At 74.5% G+C, this 18,446-nt stretch carries 17 protein-coding genes; 13 read left to right on the top strand and 4 right to left on the bottom strand.

Annotation, left to right across the window (positions count from 1 at the left end):
• The 3 genes from DVA66_RS01755 to DVA66_RS01745 form a co-directional block, all read left to right on the top strand.
• Positions 1-798: diacylglycerol/lipid kinase family protein (locus tag DVA66_RS01755; RefSeq protein WP_157973772.1), on the top strand; the 798-nt coding region annotated here is incomplete at its 5' end.
• Between the two features lie 153 nt (positions 799-951).
• The gene (locus tag DVA66_RS01750; protein ID WP_114558484.1) at positions 952-3,876 is read left to right on the top strand and encodes a DEAD/DEAH box helicase; all 2,925 of its coding nucleotides are present in this window, start codon (positions 952-954) and stop codon (positions 3,874-3,876) included.
• Positions 3,877-3,963: 87 nt separating this feature from the next.
• Positions 3,964-4,635, top strand: a complete 672-nt coding sequence (locus tag DVA66_RS01745; RefSeq protein WP_114558483.1) for a hypothetical protein — start codon at positions 3,964-3,966, stop codon at positions 4,633-4,635.
• 23 nt (positions 4,636-4,658) lie between these two features.
• Here DVA66_RS01745 and DVA66_RS01740 read toward each other — a convergent pair whose 3' ends face one another.
• Both DVA66_RS01740 and DVA66_RS01735 read right to left on the bottom strand, forming a co-directional pair.
• Complete coding sequence (locus DVA66_RS01740; protein WP_114558482.1) at positions 4,659-6,080, bottom strand: metallopeptidase TldD-related protein; 1,422 nt, start codon at positions 6,078-6,080, stop codon at positions 4,659-4,661.
• Positions 6,080-7,594 (bottom strand): TldD/PmbA family protein, encoded by a 1,515-nt coding sequence (locus tag DVA66_RS01735; protein ID WP_114558481.1) that lies wholly within the window; start codon positions 7,592-7,594, stop codon positions 6,080-6,082. Before DVA66_RS01735 ends, DVA66_RS01740 begins: the two co-directional genes overlap by 1 nt.
• Before the next feature lie 113 nt (positions 7,595-7,707).
• Between DVA66_RS01735 and hisF the strand changes: the two genes are divergently transcribed.
• Genes hisF through DVA66_RS01710 form a run of 5 tightly spaced genes read left to right on the top strand, consistent with a single transcriptional unit; the run spans position 7,708 to position 11,740 of the window.
• Positions 7,708-8,511 carry an imidazole glycerol phosphate synthase subunit HisF gene (hisF, locus tag DVA66_RS01730; RefSeq protein ID WP_114558480.1) on the top strand — a complete coding sequence of 268 codons (804 nt, stop codon included), beginning with the start codon at positions 7,708-7,710 and terminating at the stop codon, positions 8,509-8,511.
• Between the two features lie 50 nt (positions 8,512-8,561).
• Positions 8,562-9,494: a 2-hydroxyacid dehydrogenase gene (locus tag DVA66_RS01725; RefSeq protein WP_114558479.1), complete on the top strand. Its 933-nt coding sequence runs from the start codon at positions 8,562-8,564 to the stop codon at positions 9,492-9,494.
• A 4-nt stretch (positions 9,495-9,498) separates the two neighbouring features.
• Complete coding sequence (locus DVA66_RS01720) at positions 9,499-9,897, top strand: HIT family protein (RefSeq protein WP_114558478.1); 399 nt, start codon at positions 9,499-9,501, stop codon at positions 9,895-9,897.
• Positions 9,894-11,138, top strand: coding sequence for a glycosyltransferase 87 family protein (locus DVA66_RS01715; RefSeq protein ID WP_114558477.1), 1,245 nt, complete (start codon positions 9,894-9,896; stop codon positions 11,136-11,138). The genes DVA66_RS01720 and DVA66_RS01715 overlap by 4 nt, the downstream gene beginning before the upstream one ends.
• A complete protein-coding gene (locus DVA66_RS01710; protein WP_232821687.1) occupies positions 11,135-11,740 on the top strand; it encodes a maleylpyruvate isomerase N-terminal domain-containing protein in 606 nt (201 codons plus the stop codon). Before DVA66_RS01715 ends, DVA66_RS01710 begins: the two co-directional genes overlap by 4 nt.
• On the opposite strand, the gene DVA66_RS01705 is transcribed toward DVA66_RS01710, so the two are convergent.
• Together DVA66_RS01705 and DVA66_RS01700 are read right to left on the bottom strand one after the other, a co-directional pair.
• The gene (locus DVA66_RS01705) at positions 11,724-13,091 is read right to left on the bottom strand and encodes an exopolysaccharide biosynthesis polyprenyl glycosylphosphotransferase (RefSeq protein ID WP_157973771.1); all 1,368 of its coding nucleotides are present in this window, start codon (positions 13,089-13,091) and stop codon (positions 11,724-11,726) included. The genes DVA66_RS01710 and DVA66_RS01705 overlap by 17 nt on opposite strands.
• 4 nt (positions 13,092-13,095) lie before the next feature.
• On the bottom strand, positions 13,096-13,419 hold the full coding sequence (locus DVA66_RS01700) for a SelT/SelW/SelH family protein (RefSeq protein ID WP_114558475.1): 324 nt from the start codon (positions 13,417-13,419) through the stop codon (positions 13,096-13,098).
• A 78-nt stretch (positions 13,420-13,497) separates the two neighbouring features.
• On the opposite strand from DVA66_RS01700, the gene ilvD reads away from it, so the two are divergent.
• From ilvD to DVA66_RS01675, 5 genes are all read left to right on the top strand, one after another.
• Positions 13,498-15,207, top strand: coding sequence for a dihydroxy-acid dehydratase (gene ilvD, locus DVA66_RS01695; RefSeq protein WP_114558474.1), 1,710 nt, complete (start codon positions 13,498-13,500; stop codon positions 15,205-15,207).
• Between the two features lie 2 nt (positions 15,208-15,209).
• Entirely contained in the window at positions 15,210-15,707 is a 498-nt protein-coding gene (locus DVA66_RS01690) for a GNAT family N-acetyltransferase (RefSeq protein ID WP_114558473.1), read from the top strand.
• 97 nt (positions 15,708-15,804) lie between these two features.
• A complete protein-coding gene (locus tag DVA66_RS01685; protein WP_157973770.1) occupies positions 15,805-16,380 on the top strand; it encodes an AAA family ATPase in 576 nt (191 codons plus the stop codon).
• A 49-nt stretch (positions 16,381-16,429) separates the two neighbouring features.
• Entirely contained in the window at positions 16,430-17,242 is an 813-nt protein-coding gene (locus DVA66_RS01680) for a DNA-formamidopyrimidine glycosylase family protein (RefSeq protein WP_114558471.1), read from the top strand.
• 61 nt (positions 17,243-17,303) lie between these two features.
• A complete protein-coding gene (locus DVA66_RS01675) occupies positions 17,304-18,422 on the top strand; it encodes a spore photoproduct lyase family protein (RefSeq protein WP_114558470.1) in 1,119 nt (372 codons plus the stop codon).
• The last annotated feature ends 24 nt before the right edge of the window (positions 18,423-18,446 follow it).

Here is an 18,446-nt window from a genome sequence, read left to right as displayed (position 1 = left end):
GTGCGGCGCGCGCTCGAGCGCCGCAGGCACGCCCCCGACCGGCGTCCGGACTGCCTGGTGGTGATGGGCGGGGACGGGATGATGCATCTCGGGCTCAACGCCTGCGCCGGCACCGACGTCGCGCTGGGGATGGTGCCCGCGGGCACCGGCAACGACCTGGTCCGGGGTCTCGGGCTGTCCGCGCGCGGACCCCGCGACGGCATCGCCACCGTGGCCACCGGCCGCACCCGTCAGGTGGACCTGATCCGGGTGCGGGGAGCCGAGGCCGACGGTGGCGACGCCGAGGACGTCTGGGTGGGCAGCGTGGTCGCCGCCGGCTTCGACGCCGCGGTCAACCGGCGCGCCAACGCGATGCGCTGGCCGCGCGGGTCGCTGCGCTACGCCACCGCGGCCCTGGCCGAGCTGGCCGGGTTCGCGCCCGTGGAGTACGAGCTCGTCCTCGACGGGGAGCCCCGGCGGCTGCCCGCCATGCTGGTGGCGGTCGGCAACGGCGGCTACTACGGCGGCGGGATCAACATCTGCCCCGACGCCGACCCGGCCGACGGCCTGCTCGACATCACCATCGTCCACCCGGTCAGCCGTCCGCACCTGCTGGCCATGCTGCCGCTGATGTACAGCCGGGCCTTCACCCGGCACCCGGCCGTCGAGCAGACCCGGGCCCGCCGGGTCGAGCTGCGCCACCGTGACGCCGCCGGGGACCCGCTGCCGGTGATGGGCGACGGCGAACCCGTCGGCAGCAGCCCGGTCGTGCTGGAGGCGACGCCGCGGGCGCTCACCGTCTTCGCGCCGTCGGCCTGACTCGTCCGGCTTCCTGCCCAGGAACTGATCACCCTCCGACAGGCTCAGGGCGTTGTGGTGGCGCCCGCTCGCTCGCTCGAGCGGCGATGAGCGTCGGAGGGGCGGTTGTGCCCGGCGGCGAGGTGGGTGCGGGGAGCGCAGTAGGTTGGAGCGATGACGGATCCCCGTGACCTCGAGGAGCTGTCGGCCGCCGATCGGTTCTCCCGTTTCCGGCAGCGCCAGGCCAGCCCCGCCCTGGCCGACTTCGCCGACACCTTCGCCTTCCCCCTCGACGAGTACCAGCTCGAGGCCTGCCGTGCCGTCGAGCAGGGCTCGGGGGTCCTGGTGGCCGCGCCCACCGGCGCGGGCAAGACGGTGGTCGGGGAGTTCGCGGTGCACCTCGCCCTGCTGCAGGGGCGCAAGGCCTTCTACACCACGCCGATCAAGGCGCTGTCGAACCAGAAGTACGCCGACCTGGTGCGCCGCCACGGCGCGGAGAACGTCGGCCTGCTCACCGGGGACACCAGCCACAACTCCGAGGCCCCGGTGGTGGTGATGACCACCGAGGTGCTGCGCAACATGATCTACGCCGGTTCGCGCACCCTGGACAACCTCGGCTACGTGGTGATGGACGAGGTGCACTACCTCGCCGACCGCTTCCGCGGACCGGTCTGGGAGGAGGTCATCATCGGGCTGGCCGACTCCGTGCAGGTGGTGGCGCTGTCGGCGACGGTGAGCAACGCCGAGGAGTTCGGCGAGTGGCTGGGCGAGGTCCGTGGCGAGATGGCCCTGGTGGTCTCCGAGCGCCGGCCCGTCCCGCTCTTCCAGCACGTCCTGGTCGGCCGGGAGCTGGAGGACCTGTTCGCCGACGTCGCCCCCACCGCGGTCACCGACGGCGCCGCCCCGGAGCGTCCGGACGTCAACCCGCGGCTGCTGCGGATCGCCAAGTCGGAGACCCGCGAGGTCCGCGACGACGCCCGGCGCCCGCGCGGACGCAGCGGCAAGGGCAAGAAGCGCGCCGGCTACGGGTCGGGCGCCTATGGCGGCGCCGCGCACCGCGACCGCGAGGGCTCCCGCTCCCGGCTGGTGCCCAGCCGGGCGATGATGGTGCAGAGCCTGCAGCGGGCCTCGCTGCTGCCAGCCATCGTCTTCGTCTTCTCCCGCCTCGGCTGCGATACCGCGGTCCGTCAGGTGCTCGGCTCGGGCATCTCGCTGACCAACGGCCGCGAACGCGCCGAGCTGACCGACATCGCCGAGGCCTCGGTGGCCGGGCTCAGTCCCGACGACCTGGACGCGCTGGGCTACCACGAGTTCCTCGAAGGGCTGCTGCGCGGGGTCGCCGCCCACCACGCGGGCATGCTCCCGGCCCTCAAGGAGTGCGTGGAGCAGGCCTTCGTCCGCGGCCTGGTCAAGGTCGTCTTCGCCACCGAGACCCTCGCGCTGGGGATCAACATGCCGGCCCGCAGCGTGGTGCTGGAGAAGCTGGTGAAGTTCAACGGCGAGAACCACGTCGACATCACGCCGGGGGAGTACACCCAGCTCACCGGTCGCGCCGGCCGGCGGGGGATCGACGTCGAGGGCCACGCCGTCGTCCAGTGGGCGCCCGGGCTCGACCCGCGCGCGGTGGCCGGGCTGGCCTCCCGCCGCACCTACCCGCTGCGCTCCTCCTTCCGGCCCACCTACAACATGGCCGTCAACCTGGTGGGCTCGGTGGGCCGGGTCCGCGCCCGCACCCTGCTCGAGCAGTCCTTCGCGCAGTTCCAGACCGACCGGGCCGTGGTCGGGATGGCCCGCAACCAGGCCCGCAACCGACGCCAGATCGCCAGCCTGATGGCCGAGGCCGAGTGCGAGCGCGGCGACTTCGCCGAGTACGCCCGGCTGCGCGAACGGATCTCGCTGGCCGAGGCCGAGGCGGCCCGGGACCGGAAGTCGGACAAGCGGGCGGAGGCGCTGCAGGCCCTGCTCGAGCTGCGTCCCGGCGACCTCATCCGGGTGCCCGCCGGCAAGTCGACCGGGTGGGCGGTGGTGATCGACCCGGGCATCCGCAAGGACCGCAGCGAGCCCACCCCGACGGTGCTGACCGAGGAACGCCACGTCCGCAAGCTCAGCCTGGTCGACTTCCCGGTGCCCACCACCGTGGTGGGACGGGTCCGGGTGCCCAAGCACTTCGACGTCAAGCAGCCCTCGGCCCGGCGCAGCCTGGCCGCCGCCTTCAGCTCCCGGCTCAGCGAGCTCGACCCCGACCCCAGCCGCTACCGGCGTCCCGGCATGGACGCCGAGCGACGCGAGGAGATCGGCCGGCTCCGCGCGGAGCTGCAGGCCCATCCCTGTCACCGCTGCCCCGACCGCGACGCCCACGCCCGGCTGGCTGAGCGGGCGCTGCGGCTGGAGCGCGACAACGAGCAGATCGAGTCGCGGGTCCGGCGGCGCACCAGCGGCATCGCCACCCAGTTCGACCGGATCTGCCAGGTGCTGGGAGCGCTGGGCTACCTGGTGCCACCGGCCGCCGCGCCCGAGGCCGAGCTGGACGAGTGGGTGGTCGGCGAGGCCGGACGGATGCTCTCGCGGATCTACAGCCAGCTCGACCTCGTCACCGCCGAGTGCATCCGCCGCGGGCTGCTCGACGGCCTGGACGCCCCCCAGCTGGCCGCGGTGCTGTCCACCCTGGTCTACGAGTCCCGGCGCACCGACGGCACCCGGTTCACCCCGCGGATGCCCGACAGCGTCAGCGAGGAGGTGATGACCCGGGTCCGCGGGGTCTGGCGGGAGGTCAGCCGGCTCGAGCGCGACGCCCGGCTGGAGCGCGGGCCCGAGCCCGACGTCGGCTTCGCCCGGGCCGCCGCGCAGTGGACCTCCGGGCGTCCGCTGGGCGACGTGCTGGAGATGACCGGGCTGACCGCCGGCGACTTCGTCCGCTGGGTGCGCCAGGTGCTCGACCTCGCCGACCAGGTGGCCGGGGCGACCACCGACGACGAGCTGCGGGCCACCTGCCGGGAGGTGGTCGCCTCGATGCGGCGCGGGGTGGTCGCCTTCGTCCCCGACGAGGAGGAGGAGCCCGACGACCTCGACGAGTCCTGGGAGGACCGCACCCCGGTCTGACGTCGTTCCCGGGCCGGCTTTGCGCACCCGGTTACCGTGGCGCCTGGTGGCCGCAGCCACCACGACGGATCCGGGAGGGGGGCGGACATGCGCGGTGCGCTGAGGGTGGTGCCGTTCGCCCTCCTGGTGCTCGGCGCCGCGGGAGCCCTGCTGGTCGGCTGCTCCACCCCGGACGCCGCCGGCCCGCCGACCCCCGCACCTCCCAGCAGCACCGGGTCGTCCGACCCGCAGGCCACCGCCGCCCGGGCGCCGGGCGAGGCCGGCGAGGAGGAGGACGAGCCGTCCGACGCGCCGACCGGGTCGGGTACCGACCCGGCCGTGGCCGAGGCGCTGGACTGCCTGCAGGGCTCCTGGACGATGACCTCCTTCGCCGTCGAGACCGAGGACTCGGTGCTGAGTCACGGCCGCGGCGGCGACGTCGAGTTCGTCTTCGGGCCCGACCGCTGGCGGATGAGCGACGACGGCGACCGCCCGGTCGCGGTCTCGATCGGACGCCGCGACGCCCAGCTCTCCATCGACGGGTCGGCCGAGGGCGACCTGGAGACCGACGAGGACGGCCTGCACTACGAGGTGGACGAGGCCGAGGGCGAGGTCGAGATGCTGCTCGCCGACCACACCACCACCCACCCGGTGCCGCTGCAGCACGTGGTCGGCACGGTGGTGCCCTCGGGCGCGACCGCCGTCGACTGCGGCGCGGACGAGGCCACCATCAGCAGCCGCAACGCCTCGGTCAACCAGGTCCTCACCCTCGTCCGCTAGCGCGCTGACGCGGCAGCGGACCGTCAGGAGGCCTGCGAGACCGTCGACATGTTGAAGTCGGGGACGCGCAGGGCCGGCACCCGGGTGCGGGTGAACCAGTCGTTCCACTCCCGGCACAGGGTGCGCTCGCTGACCGAGGCCTCCGTCGCCCGCCGCAGCAGCGACACCGGCGACTCGTTGAACCGGAAGTTGTTGACCTGGGCCACCACCCGGCCGTCCTCGACGAGGTACACCCCGTCGCGGGTCAGCCCGGTCAGCAGCAGGGTCTCCGGGTCGACCTCGCGCAGGTACCACAGGCAGGTCAGCAGCAGCCCGCGCCGGGTGCCGGCGACCATGGCGTCCAGGTCGGTGCTCCCGCCGGCCTCGACCAGCAGGTTGTCGGTGGGGAAGCACAGCTCCTGCCCGGCCGGGGTGCGCGGCGTGACCAGGTGCTCCAGGACGCCCTCGCGCAGCCACTCCACCCGCCCGACCGGGGCGCCGTTGTCGAACACCGACACCATCCCGGCCTCCGGCGCCCGCACCACGGCGTGCCGGGGTGCCTCCATCCCCTCGGCGTCGGGGTCGGAGGCGATCGTGATCGGCAGGGTGGCCAACCGCTCCCCGATCCGGCTGCGGCCCGGCTCGCCGGCGAAGACGTTGCGGCCCTCCTCGGCGTCCCGCCGCGACATCGTCCAGTAGGCGTAGATCATCAGGTCGGCCACCGCCGACGGCGGCAGCAGCACCTCGTAGCGTCCGGCGGGCAGCTCGACCGAGCGCTCGGACCAGCCGAGGCGGCGGTCCAGCTCGGCGGCCAGCGCGTCCACGTCGAGCTCGGCCGGCTCGGCCCAGGACTGCCCGACCCACACGCTGGCCGGTGGCAGCGCCTGGCCGGCGGGGCGCTTGACGTTGATCTCGACCCGGCCCATCCGGTCCACGCTGCGGCGGCGGACGCCGGCGGTGGTGGCCAGCCAGGTGGTGGTGACGACGTGCTCGGCGAAGCCGAACCAGGCGGTGCCGGCCTCGGCGGCCCCGCGCAGATGGGGCCCGAGGGCGCCGGCGAAGGCGTCGAAGACCTCGATCCCGCCCGCGGCGGCCGCCTGCTCCCACCCCTCCCCGACCTCGCCGGGGACGAGGTCGACGGCGTCCTCGGCCGGTGCGGAGTCCGCGGCCGCGGCCACGGCCCGGGCCACCAACGGGTCGACGTCGGCCTCCCCGGTCAGCGGCCCGGAGGCGATGCCCACCGCCACCCCGCCCGGGACGGCCACGTGGGCCACCACCGTCAGGGTGCGGTCGTGGGTCTGGCCGTTGGTGGTGAGCGAGCTGTTGGCCCAGCGCAGGTTGGCGCCGACCGACTCGTCGACCACCACCGAGCCGGCGTGCGGGGCGAGCGCGGCCACCGCCACCTCGGCCCAGGCGGCCACCCGGTCCTCGGTCAGCAGGGCGTCGGTGCCGCTGTCCTGGCCCATCACAGACCTCCCTCCTCGCGGGCGTTGAGCACGTTGACCCCGCGGAACAGGGCCGAGGGGCATCCGTGCGAGACGGCGGCCACCTGCCCGGGCTGGCCCTTCCCGCAGTTGAAGGCGCCACCCAGGCGGTAGGTGTCGGGCCCGCCGACGGCCTCCAGCGAGCGCCAGAAGTCGGTGGTGGTGGCCTGGTAGGCGACGTCGCGCAGCTGCCCGGCCAGCCGGCCGCCGCTGATCCGGTAGAAGCGCTGCCCGGTGAACTGGAAGTTGTAGCGCTGCATGTCGATCGACCAGGACTTGTCGCCGACCACGTAGACGCCGTCGTCGACGCGGGAGATGAGCTCCTCGGTGCTCACCGGGTCGGGAGCCGGGCGCAGCGAGACGTTGGGCATCCGCTGCAGCGGCAGGTGGCCGGGGGAGTCGGCGAAGGCGCAGCCGTTGGAGCGGCCGAACCCGCCGCCGCGGGCCATCTGGCGGTTGAGCTGGTAGCCGACCAGGGTGCCGCCGGAGACGATGTCGAACTCCTGCGCGGCCACCCCCTCGTCGTCCACGGCCACCGTGGCCAGCCCGTGCGGGGTGGTCCGGTCGCCGGTGACGTGCATGACCTCGCTGCCGTAGTGCAGGGTGCCCAGCTGGTCGGGGGTGGCGAAGGACGTCCCGGCGTAGGCCGCCTCGTAGCCCAGCGCCCGGTCGTACTCGGTGGCGTGGGCGACCGACTCGTGGATGGTCAGCCAGAGGTTGGTCGGGTCGATGACGAGGTCGAGCCGCCCCGCCTGCACCGAGGGCGCCTTGACGTGCTCGGCCAGCAGCTCGGGCAGCTCGGCCACCTCGGCGTCGAGGTCCCAGCCGGTGCCGGTGAGGTACTCCCAGCCCCGCCCGGTCGGCGGGGCCAGCGTGCGCATGGTGGAGAAGCCGTCCGGGCCGACGCTGGTGGCGGTGATCTCGGGGTGCACCCGCACCCGCTGCTGGACGGTGCGGGTGCCGGCCACGTCGGCGTAGAACTTGTTCTCCTGCACCGCGTGCAGCCGCGCCTGGACGTGGTGCACGCCGTCGGCGGCCAGCAGCCGCTCGCTCAGGTCGGTCAGCCGGGCCTGCTTCTCGGCCTCGGCCACCGAGAACGGGTTCACCTCGTAGGCCGAGCACCACTCCAGCCGGTGCACCGGCTCCTCGGCCAGCTCCACCCGGTCGGTGCTCAGCGCCGCCGAGACCACCGCGGTGCTCACCGCCTGCGAGGCGAGCGTGCGGGCGGCGTCCGCGGTCAGCGTGATGCCGGCGGCGAAGCCCCAGCAGCCGTGGTGGACGACCCGCACCGACATCCCGAGGACGGTGCTGGTGCTGCTGCGCTCCAGCCGGGCGTCGCGCAGGGCGGTCTCGCCCTCGGTGATCCGCTCGATCCGGACGTCGGCGTGCTCGGCGCCGAGGTCGCGGGCCCGGCTCAGCGCGGCGTCGGCCAGCTCGTCCAGCGGCAGCGCGGTGAAGGTCTCGTCGACGGCGTGCGCGGCGGTCGGGGAGGACATGGGACGCACACTAGTGAGGGCGTGCCGGCTCGGTAGGTTGGGGGCATGCCCGAGCCCGGAACGCCTGCCGCCGGACGGCGCGCACCCGCGCGCCCGACCCGGGGAGCCGGCCGGTGAGCGTGGCGGTCCGCGTCATCCCGTGCCTGGACGTGCACGCCGGCCGGGTGGTCAAGGGGGTCAACTTCACCGACCTGCGCGACGCGGGTGACCCGGTGGAGCTGGCCCGGGCCTACGGCGTCGCCGGGGCGGACGAGCTGACCTTCCTCGACATCTCCGCCTCCTTCGAGGGCCGCGAGACCACCCGCGAGGTGGTGGGCCGCACGGCGGAGACGGTGTTCATCCCGCTCTGCGTCGGCGGCGGGGTGGGCGGCCCGGCCGACGTGGACGCGCTGCTGCGCGCCGGGGCGGACAAGGCGGCCATCAACACCGGGGCGATCGCCCGGCCGGAGGCGATCGCCGAGATCAGCCGCCGCTTCGGCAACCAGGTGCTGGTGCTCTCGGTCGACGCCCGCCGCGACCCCGCCCAGCCGTCCGGGTTCGGCGTCACCACCCACGGCGGACGCCGCGACGCCGGGCTGGACGCACTCGAGTGGGCCCGCCGCGGCGCCGAGCTCGGGGTGGGGGAGATCCTGCTCAACTCGATGGACGCCGACGGCACCACCGCCGGGTTCGACCTGGAGATGATCCGGGCCGTCCGCGCGGTGGTCGACGTCCCGCTGATCGCCTCCGGCGGGGCCGGCACCGCCCGGCACTTCGTCGAGGCGGTCGAGGCCGGCGCGGACGCCGTGCTCGCGGCCAGCGTCTTCCACTACGGCACCCTCTCGGTCGCGGAGGTCAAGGACGCCCTGGCCGCCGCCGGGCACCCGGTGCGCCGTGACGACCTCGCCGTGGCCGACCCGTCCGCCGCTCCCGCCTGAGCCTCCGGACGGGGGTCGGCGCCCCGCCGGGGGTCTGGGAGGATGCCGCCATGACGAGCGAACGCGTGGTGTGGCTGCCCTACCCCGATCTCGAGACCGCGGAGGCCGCCCTGGGCGGGCTGCCCGAGGGCGTCCGCTTCGAGCCGTGGGTGAAGGCGACCGAGCTGCCGGACTCGGTGGCCGACGTGGAGTTCGCGGTGGTGCCCTACATGACCTCCACCGAGGCGCTGGACCGCGCGGAGGAGATGACCTCGCTCAAGGTGCTGCAGCTGCAGTCGGCCGGGTTCGAGAACGTCCTGCCGCGGGTGCCCGAGGGCGTCACCCTGTGCAACGGCGGCGGCATCCACGACACCTCCACCGCCGAGCTGGCGATCGCGCTGGCGCTGGCCAGCGGGCGCCGGCTCGACCGCTTCGCCCGCCAGCAGGCCGACCGGGAGTGGGCGCCGGCCTGGGGCCGCTCGCTGGCCGACCAGCACGTCGGCATCCTCGGCTACGGCCGGATTGGTCAGGCGATCGAGGCCCGGCTCGCCGGCTTCGAGGTGGCCTCGCTGACCCGCTTCGCCCGCCGCCCGCGCACCGAGCCGGAGGTGCTGGCCGTGGACGAGCTCGCCGACCGGCTGCCGGGGATCACCGTGCTCTTCGTCATCACCCCGCTGACCGACCAGACCGAGGGGCTGCTGGACGCCGCCAAGCTGGCCCGGCTGCCCGACGACGCGCTGGTGGTCAACGTCTCCCGCGGCAAGGTGGTCGACACCGACGCGCTGCTGGCCGAGACCTCCTCCGGACGCCTGTCCGCCGCGCTGGACGTCGTCGACCCCGAGCCGCTGCCCGCCGACCACCCGCTGTGGGACGTCCCGAACGTGGTCATCGCCCCGCACGTCGGCGGCTACTCCAGCGCCTTCGAGCCGCGCCGGGACCGGCTGGTCGCCGCCCAGCTGCGCCGTTTCGCCGCCGGTGAGCCGCTGGAGAATGTGGTCAACTGAGCCCATGACCTGCCTGTTCTGCCGGATCGTCGCCGGTGAGCTGCCGTCACGGCAGGTGCACGCCGACGAGCACGCCGTGGCCTTCCTCGACATCGCCCCGTTCCACCGCGGCCACACCCTGGTGGTGCCGCGGCGCCACGTCGAGTCGGTGCTCAGCGCCGACGGGGCGTGGGCCGAGATCGCCCCGGCGGTGGAGACCTGTGCCCGGCTGCTGCGCGACCGGCTGGGGTGCGAGGGGCTGAACGTGTTCAGCTCCGCCGGTGAGGTGGCCGGGCAGGAGGTCGGGCACCTGCACGTGCACCTGGTGCCGCGCTACGCCGCGGCACCGGGGCTGCGGGGACTGCTGGAGAAGACGGCCGACCCGGACGAGCTGGACGACGTGCACCGCGAGCTGACCGCGTGAGCGCTGCTCCGACCCTGACCACGACCTCTCCCGGGAGCCGCGTCAGGCGCTGGGCGGTCGAGCTGCTGCCGCCGTTCGTGGTGGCCCTCCTCGTGCTGCCGTTCGTCATCTCCGGTGGCCGGGCCTGGCCGTGGGTGCCGGCCACCATCGACCTCGACGTCTACGTCCTCGCGGTCCGCGACATGCTCGCCGGCGGCAACATCTACACCACCCAGAGCCCCGGCTACGGGCTGTTCTTCATCTACCCGCCGGTGGCGGCGGTGCTGATGACCCCGCTGGCCTTCGGCCCCTACGCGCTGTGGCAGGTGCTGTGGACGCTGGCCGGGGTGGCCGCCCAGCAGTCGGTGCTGCGCCGCTGCGGCGCCCCGCGCGGGTGGCGGCTGGCGCTGCTCGGGGTCGTCGTGGTGCTGGCGGTGGAGCCGATCCGCACCACGCTGGGCTACGGCCAAGTCAACACCTTCCTGATGTTCCTGGTGGTGGCCGACCTGCTGCCCGACGCGGAGGGGGAGCGGCGGTGGTGGCCGCGGGGCTCGCTGATCGGGCTGGCTGCGGCGATCAAGCTCACCCCGGCGCTGTTCGTGCTGCTGCTGCTCGCGCTGGGACGCCGCCGCCCGGCGCTGGTCGCGATCGCCTCGTTCCTGGCCTTCACGGTGGTCGGGGCGATCGCCCAGCCGGCGCGGACCGTGGAGTTCTTCGGCGGGCTGGCGATGGGCGACACCCGCACCGCCGGACCGATCTACGTCGGCAACCAGTCCCTGCTCGGCGTGGTCGCCCGGCTGCTCGGCGACTCCCGGCCGCTGACCCTGGCCGGGCTGGCGCTGGCCGGGGTGGTGGCGCTGCTGTCGGTGGTGGTGGCCCGGCACTGGTGGCGGGCCGGGCACCCGGTGTTCGCGGTCGCACTGGTCGGCATGGCGACCTGCCTGGCCTCGCCGCTGTCGTGGACCCACCACCACGTCTGGGTGGTGGTGCTGGCGATGGCGCTGCTGACGGCCTGGCGGGACGGCCGGATGCCGCGGTGGCTGCTGGCCGTCGGCGGCTTCTGGGTGCTGTGGGTCTCGATCTGCCTGCCGCTGGCCGCGCTGCCCTACGGCCAGGACGCGGAACGCTCCTACGGCCCGCTGCAGGACCTCGTCGGCAGCCTCGGCCCGCTCACCGGGCTGGTGCTGCTGGTGGTGCTCGCGGTGCGGCAGCTGCGGGTGTCCCGGTCGGCCGCGGCCGCCGCCCCGGTGGGGTCCCGGTGACCTCCGGCGACGGGGTCGTCGACCCGGCCCTGCTGGAGGCCTGCGCGGCCGAGCTCGAACGGGCCGTGCGGACGCTGCCCGGCGGCTCCGGGGACCGGCCGACACCTGCCGGCATGACCGTCCGCGAGCTGCTCCAGCACCTCGTCGTGGGCAACCGGCTGACCACCGCCCTGCTCACCGGCGTCCCGCGCTCGCAGGTGCTGCCGAGCCTCGTCGGCGACCAGCTGGGCGACGACCCGGTCGGGGCGGTCGTCGCGTCCTCGGCCGCGCAGACGGCGGCCTTCGCCGCGGTCGCCCCCGACCGGGTGCTCGAGGGACCGGGCGGCGACACCTCGGTCGCGGACTTCCAGCGGTTCCGGGTGGTCGACCTGGTGGTGCACGCCTGGGACCTGCGCCGGGGTGCGGAGCTGGAGGAGACGCTGGAGGCGTCGGTGGTGGAGCGGGTGTGGGCGCTGGTCGAGCCGGCGCTGGCGTCGATGCTGGCCTTCGGCGTCTACGGCGACGGCCCCAGCGGGACGCTGCCTGCCGACGCCGACACCCAGACCCGGCTGCTGGACGCCCTCGGCCGTCGGCCCTGGGCGCCGGTCACACCCGGCGGGTGAGGATCACCCACACCGTCCGCACCATGATCTGCAGGTCGAGCACGGGGGACCAGTCGGCCAGGTAGTGCAGGTCGTGGCCCAGCTTGTACTCGATGTGGGTGTGGTAGCGCCCGTACACCTGGGCCAGCCCGGTGATCCCGGGCAGCGTCTGGTGCCGGCGCCGGTAGCCGGGGAACGCCTGCTCGTAGGCGGCCATCTCCTCCGGCCGCTCCGGGCGCGGACCGACGATCGTCATGCTGCCCTGCAGCACGTTGAGCAGCTGGGGCAGCTCGTCCAGCCGGGTGGCGCGCAGCCAGCCCATCCCGTGCAGCACCCGCGGGTCGTCGGCGCTGGCCTGCACGGGCCCGGTGGCCCGCTCGGCGTCCACCCCCATGGTGCGGAACTTCAGCATCCGGTACGGCCGGCCCTCGAACCCGACCCGCTGCTGGACGAACAGCAGCGGACGTCCGGCCACCACCGCCACGTAGAGCGTGGTCAGCAGCCCCAGCGGGATGGTCACCGGTGCGGTGACCAGCAGCACCAGCAGATCCATCCACCGCTTGAGCCGGTGCTGGGAGGGGGTGAGCGCGTGGGTGGACAGCAGCACGAACGGCATCCCGCCCAGCTCCCCGACGTTGCGCAGCCCGAGCAGCGAGTCCTGCGGCCGGACGATCTGCAGGGTGGCGATGCCGGCCCGTTCCAGGTCGGCCAGCGCCGAGGTGTAGAGCGCCTCCAGCGAGCCGGCGTCCAGCAGCACGACGTCGGTGGCGCGGACGCGGCGGGCGCGGGCGACGATGTCGACCACGTCGGGGCAGCGTCCGGCCACCTCGACCTCCGCCCCGGTGGCGTCCAGGTGCTGCTCGGCCAGTGCCACCGTGGTCGGGTCGCCGACCAGCAGCACCCGCGGCGGACCCTCGCTGCGCAGCCGCAGCCGGCGCGAGACCGCCCGGTTGGCCACCAGCCCGAAGGGGCCGACCACGCCGTAGACCAGCAGCACGCTGCGGGGGATCAGGTACTCCCCGTTGAGCCAGCTGACCAGACCGACCAGCAGCGAGGCGAACCAGACCAGGGTGGTGATCCGGGCCGCGTTGGGCCGCACGCCGAGCCGGTGCTCGCGGTCGTACAGCCCGCCGAAGTAGAAGACGGCCAGGTGCACCAGCACCACCAGCGCGTAGGTCCAGGCGTAGCGCTCGACGTAGGCGGCGGCGTTGAAGTCGGTGCGCAGCAGCACCAGCACCCCCGTGACCAGCCACAGGGTGAGGTAGACGCTGAGCGCGTCGGCCAGGTGCAGCAGCCGCAGCCCGCGGCGGTTGAGCGCACGCAGCACCCGGACCCGTCGGGGGGTCGCGGGCGTCCGCGCGGGCTCGGTCACGGCGTCAGCGGTCGGTGTGGCCGAGGTCGCGCCCGGGGTCGACGACGTCACGCACCCGGCGCTTGAGCTCCTTGGCCTCGGGGAACCCGCCGTCGCGGCGCCGCTCCCAGACCACCGTGTCGTCCACCCGCACCTCGAACACCCCACCGGTGCCGGGGGACAGCGTCACCTCCAGGTCGGTGCCGAAGCTGGTCAGCAGCTCCCCGGCCAGCCAGGACGCCCGCAGCAGCCACTGGCACTGGGTGCAGTAGGTGATCCGCACGACGGGTCGGGCGCCCAGGCCGGGGGCGTCGGGTGCGTCGGCGGGGACGGGTCCATAGCTGGTCATCGCCGCCCATCCTCGCCCATCGCCGACGAGTCGCGGACACGCCACGACGCGTCCAGAGGACGGATTACTGTGGCGTCCATGTCGATCGACTCCGCCCCAGCCCCCACCCGCACCGACATCAAGCCCCGCTCCCGGGCGGTGACGGACGGCCTGGAGGCCACCGCCGCCCGCGGCATGCTGCGCGCCGTGGGCATGGGCGACGACGACTTCGCCAAGCCGCAGATCGGCGTCGCCTCCAGCTGGAACGAGATCACCCCCTGCAACCTCTCGCTGGACCGGCTGGCGAAGGCCGTCAAGGACGGCGTCCACGCCGCCGGCGGCTACCCGCTGGAGTTCGGCACCATCTCGGTCTCCGACGGCATCTCGATGGGCCACGAGGGGATGCACTACTCGCTGGTCAGCCGCGAGATCATCGCCGACTCGGTGGAGACGGTGATGGAGGCCGAGCGGCTGGACGGCTCGGTGCTGCTGGCCGGCTGCGACAAGTCGCTGCCCGGCATGCTGATGGCCGCCGCCCGGCTCGACCTGGCCTCGGTGTTCCTCTACGCCGGCTCGATCCTGCCGGGCAAGGTGGACGGCCGCGACGTCACCATCATCGACGCCTTCGAGGCGGTCGGTGCCTGCGTCAAGGGGCTGATCAGCCGCGACGAGGTGACCCGGATCGAGAAGGCGATCTGCCCCGGCGAGGGGGCCTGCGGCGGCATGTACACCGCCAACACGATGGCCAGCGCCGCCGAGGCGCTCGGCATGTCGGTGCCCGGCTCGGCCGCCCCGCCGGCCGTCGACCGCCGCCGTGACGGGTTCGCCCGCCGCAGCGGCGAGGCCGCGGTGGGGATGCTGCGCCAGGGCATCACCGCCCGCCAGATCCTCACCAAGGAGGCCTTCGAGAACGCCATCGCGGTGGTGATGGCCTTCGGCGGCTCCACCAACGCGGTGCTGCACCTGCTGGCCATCGCCCACGAGGCCGAGGTCGACCTCACCCTCGACGACTTCATCCGGGTCGGCAAGAAGGTGCCGCACCTGGGCGACCTCAAGCCGTTCGGCCGGTTCGTGATGAGCGACGTCGACCGGGTCGGCGGCGTGCCGGTGGTGATGAAGGCGCTGCTCGATGCCGGGCTGCTGCACGGGGACTGCCTGACCGTGACCGGCAAGACGATGGCGGAGAACCTCGCCGACATCGCCCCACCCGACGTCGACGGCACCATCATCCGCGCGCTCGGCCAGCCGATGCACCCCACCGGCGGCATCACCATCCTCAAGGGCTCGCTCGCCCCGGAGGGCGCGGTGGTCAAGAGCGCCGGTTTCGACACCGAGGTGGTCACCGGCACCGCCCGCGTCTTCGACGGCGAGCGCGCCGCGATGGACGCCCTGGAGGACGGCACCGTCACCGCCGGCGACGTCGTCGTCATCCGCTACGAGGGCCCCAAGGGCGGTCCCGGCATGCGCGAGATGCTGGCCATCACCGGCGCGATCAAGGGCGCCGGGCTGGGCAAGGACGTCATGCTCATCACCGACGGCCGCTTCTCCGGCGGCACCACCGGGCTGTGCGTCGGCCACATCGCCCCCGAGGCGGTCGACGGCGGGCCGATCGCCTTCGTCCGCGACGGCGACACGATCACCCTCGACGTCGCCAACGGCACTCTCGACCTGCAGGTCGACCCCGCCGAGCTGGCCGCCCGCGCCGAGGGCTGGACGCCGCGCCCGCCGGCCGACCGGGCCCGTCGTGGGGTGCTGAAGAAGTACTCCGCGCTGGTCCGCTCGGCCAGCGTCGGCGCGATCACCGGCTGACGGTGGCCGACGAGGCGATCCGGACCGCCGCCGCGGAGGACTGGCCACGGATCTGGCCGATCTTCTCCGCGGTGGTGGCCAGCGGGGAGAGCTACACCTACCCCGAGGACCTCACCTCCGAGCAGGCGGCCGCCCTGTGGCTGCAGCGGCCACCGGGACGCACCGTGGTGCTGGAGGAGGACGGCCGCGTCCTCGGCACCGCCACGATGGGGCCGAACCGGCCCGGGCGGGGCGACCACGTCGGCACCGCCAGCTTCATGGTCGACCCGGACGCCCGCGGGCGTCAGGTGGGCCGCCGGCTGGGGGAGCACGTCGTCGACTGGCACCGCCGGCAGGGCTACCGCGGTATCCAGTTCAACGCGGTGGTGGAGACCAACACCGCCGCGGTCCGGCTGTGGCAGAGCCTCGGGTTCGAGGTCGTCGGCACCGTCCCCGGTGCCTACCGCTCGGCCGGATCGGGCTACGTCGGCCTGCACGTGATGTACCTGCCGCTGGTCTGAGCGCCCCTGGGCCGGCGCCCGGGGTCGGTCCCGACTCCTCCCTGGTTCCGGGCGCGTGCGTGGCCCGCGCACAGCAGGCCGCGTCATGCTGGTCCCCGTGACCGAGCACCGACCCGACACCAGCCCCGAGGTGGTCTTCGTCGGCGGCGTGCCCGGAGCCGGCAAGTCGACCGTGCTGCGGGGGCTGCCCGCCACACCCGGGACCACCGTGCTCGACCCCGAGCAGGTGACCGCCGCCCTGCGGGCCCGGCTCGGGACGGCGGTGCCCTACCGCTGGCTGCGGCCGGTGGTGCACGCGGTGCAGTACCTGCGGGTGCTCGGTCACCTGCTGGCCCCCCGTCCCGACCTGCGCCGGCTGCTCGTCCACGACACCGCCACCCGGCCCTGGCTGCGCCACCTGGAGGCCGAGCTCGCCCGCCGCTGCGGCTGGCGCACCACGCTCGTGCTGATCGAGACCAGCCGGGCGGAGGCACTGGCCGGGCAGCGGGCCCGCGGACGGGTGCTCGACCCGGGACGCTTCGACGGCCACTGGGACCGCTGGCTCCGGCTCCGCGCGCAGCTCGGCACGGATCCGGTCGTGCCGGCGCAGCCGCCCTGGGACCGGGTGGTGCTGACCACCCGGGGAGGTGCGGCCGACGCGCTGCGCTCCCAGCCCACCGCCCTGGGTGCCTGAGCAGCGGGCCGGCCGCGGGGCCGTCCGTGCGGCGGGGCACGATGGAGCGGTGCCGGAGGGGGACAGCGTGTACCGGGTGGCGCGGCGCCTCGACGCGGCGCTGGTCGGCCGTCGCCTGGTGCGGGCCCAGCTGCGGGTGCCCGCCCACGCGACCGCCGACCTGACGGGCGCCCGGGTGGTGGCGAACGACACCTGGGGCAAGCACCTGCTCACCCGCTCCGACGCCGGCTGGACGCTGCACACCCACCTGCGGATGGACGGCTCCTGGACGGTGACCCGTCCCGGCAGGCAGCTGCCCCGACGGCTGGAGCCCGACATCCGGGTGCTGCTCGGAGCCGACACCGGGGCATGCGCGTACGGCCTCACCATCCCGGTGGTCGAGCTGCTCGACACCGCCGAGGAGTCGGGGGCCGTCGGCCACCTCGGCCCCGACCCGCTGCGACCCGACTGGGACGCCGCCGAGGCCGTCCGCCGCCTGTCCTCCGACCCGACCCGCCCGTTGGCGGCTGCCCTGCTCGACCAGCGGCTGGTGGCGGGGCTGGGCAACCTGTGGGCGAACGAGCTGTGCTTCCTGCGCGGCCACAGCCCCTGGACGCCGGTCGGCGACGTCGACGTGCCGGCCCTGGTCGACCTCGCCGCCCGTTCGCTGCGCCGCTCGGCCACCCAGGCCGACGCCTACCAGGTGACCACCGGCCGCACCCGGCGCGGGGAGACGCACTGGGTGGCGGGCCGGGCGCACCGACCCTGCCTGCGCTGCGGGACGCCCGTCGCCGTCGTCGCGGAGGTGACCGGTGACCCGGAGCGCCGCCGCACCTGGTGGTGCCCGCACTGCCAGCCCGGACCCGGGCCCGACCGCCGCTGACCGGCGGCATCCGGTTCCCGCGCGGGCGGGTTCTGTCGGTGCCGTCGGGTAGGAAGGAGGGGTGCAGCCCTCCCTCTTCGACACCGCCCCCGAGACCGCCCCGGCCCCCGAGCCGGTGCGGGTGCCGCGGCTGCTCCAGGTCCGCCGGATCTGGGCCGAGGCCGCGGCCGCGGAGTCCCCGCGCGGGCAGCAGGTGCTGGCCCGGTTCCCCGACGCCGAGGTGGTGCCGGTGGCCTCGCACTGGCAGATCCCCGAGCTGCACGGCAACGCCGGCAACGTGGACCGCTGGGTCCGGGTGAAGACCGAGGACCTGGTGCTCGGGGTCAAGAAGTCCCTGCAGACCCGGCCCAACGGGCGCTCGGCCGACTTCATCGCCCCCTCGGCCTCCAACGGCTGCGCGATGGCCTGCGCCTACTGCTACGTCCCGCGCCGCAAGGGCTACGCCAACCCCGTCACGGTGTTCACCAACATCGAGGCGATCACCGCCCACCTCGGCCGCCACATCCGCAAGCAGGGGCCCAAGACGACGCCCAACCAGTGCGACCCCGGGGCCTGGGTCTACGACCTCGGCGAGAACAGCGACTGCTCGGTCGACGCCGCGATCAGCGACAACGTCGCCGACCTGGTGGCGGCCTTCCGGCAGTGGCCGACCGCGAAGGCCTCCTTCGCCACCAAGCACGTCAACCGCGACCTGCTGCGGCTCGACCCGCAGGGCCGCACCCGGATCCGGTTCTCCTTGATGCCCGAGGTCGACGCCCGTCTGCTCGACCTGCGGACCTCCCCGGTCGCGGAGCGGATCGCGGCGGTCGACGACTTCGTGGCCGCCGGCTACGAGGTGCACCTCAACTTCTCACCCGTGGTGCTGCGGCCGGGCTGGCAGGACGACTGGCGCGAGCTGCTGCGCCACCTGGCCGACGGGCTGGGGGAGCGGGCCCGGGCCCAGGCGGCGGCCGAGGTCATCATGCTCACCCACAACGCCGGCCTGCACGAGGTCAACCTGGGCTGGCACCCCAAGGCGGAGGAGCTGCTCTGGCGTCCCGACCTGCAAGAGACCAAGCGGTCGCAGAACGGCGCGGAGAACGTCCGCTACCGGGTCGGGCTCAAGCGGCGCGCGATCGCCGAGCTGACCGCGCTGGTCGAGCAGGAGACGCCCTGGCTGCGCATCCGCTACGCCTTCTGAGCCGCCGCGTGTCCGGCAGCGACC

Origin of the sequence: Desertihabitans aurantiacus, assembly GCF_003344635.1 — a bacterium.
In the GTDB taxonomy this organism is placed as follows: Bacteria; Actinomycetota; Actinomycetes; order Propionibacteriales; family Propionibacteriaceae; genus Desertihabitans; species Desertihabitans aurantiacus.
The sequence above is the reverse complement of the archived record's forward strand: the minus strand, read 5'-3'. Positions and strand labels throughout refer to the sequence as shown.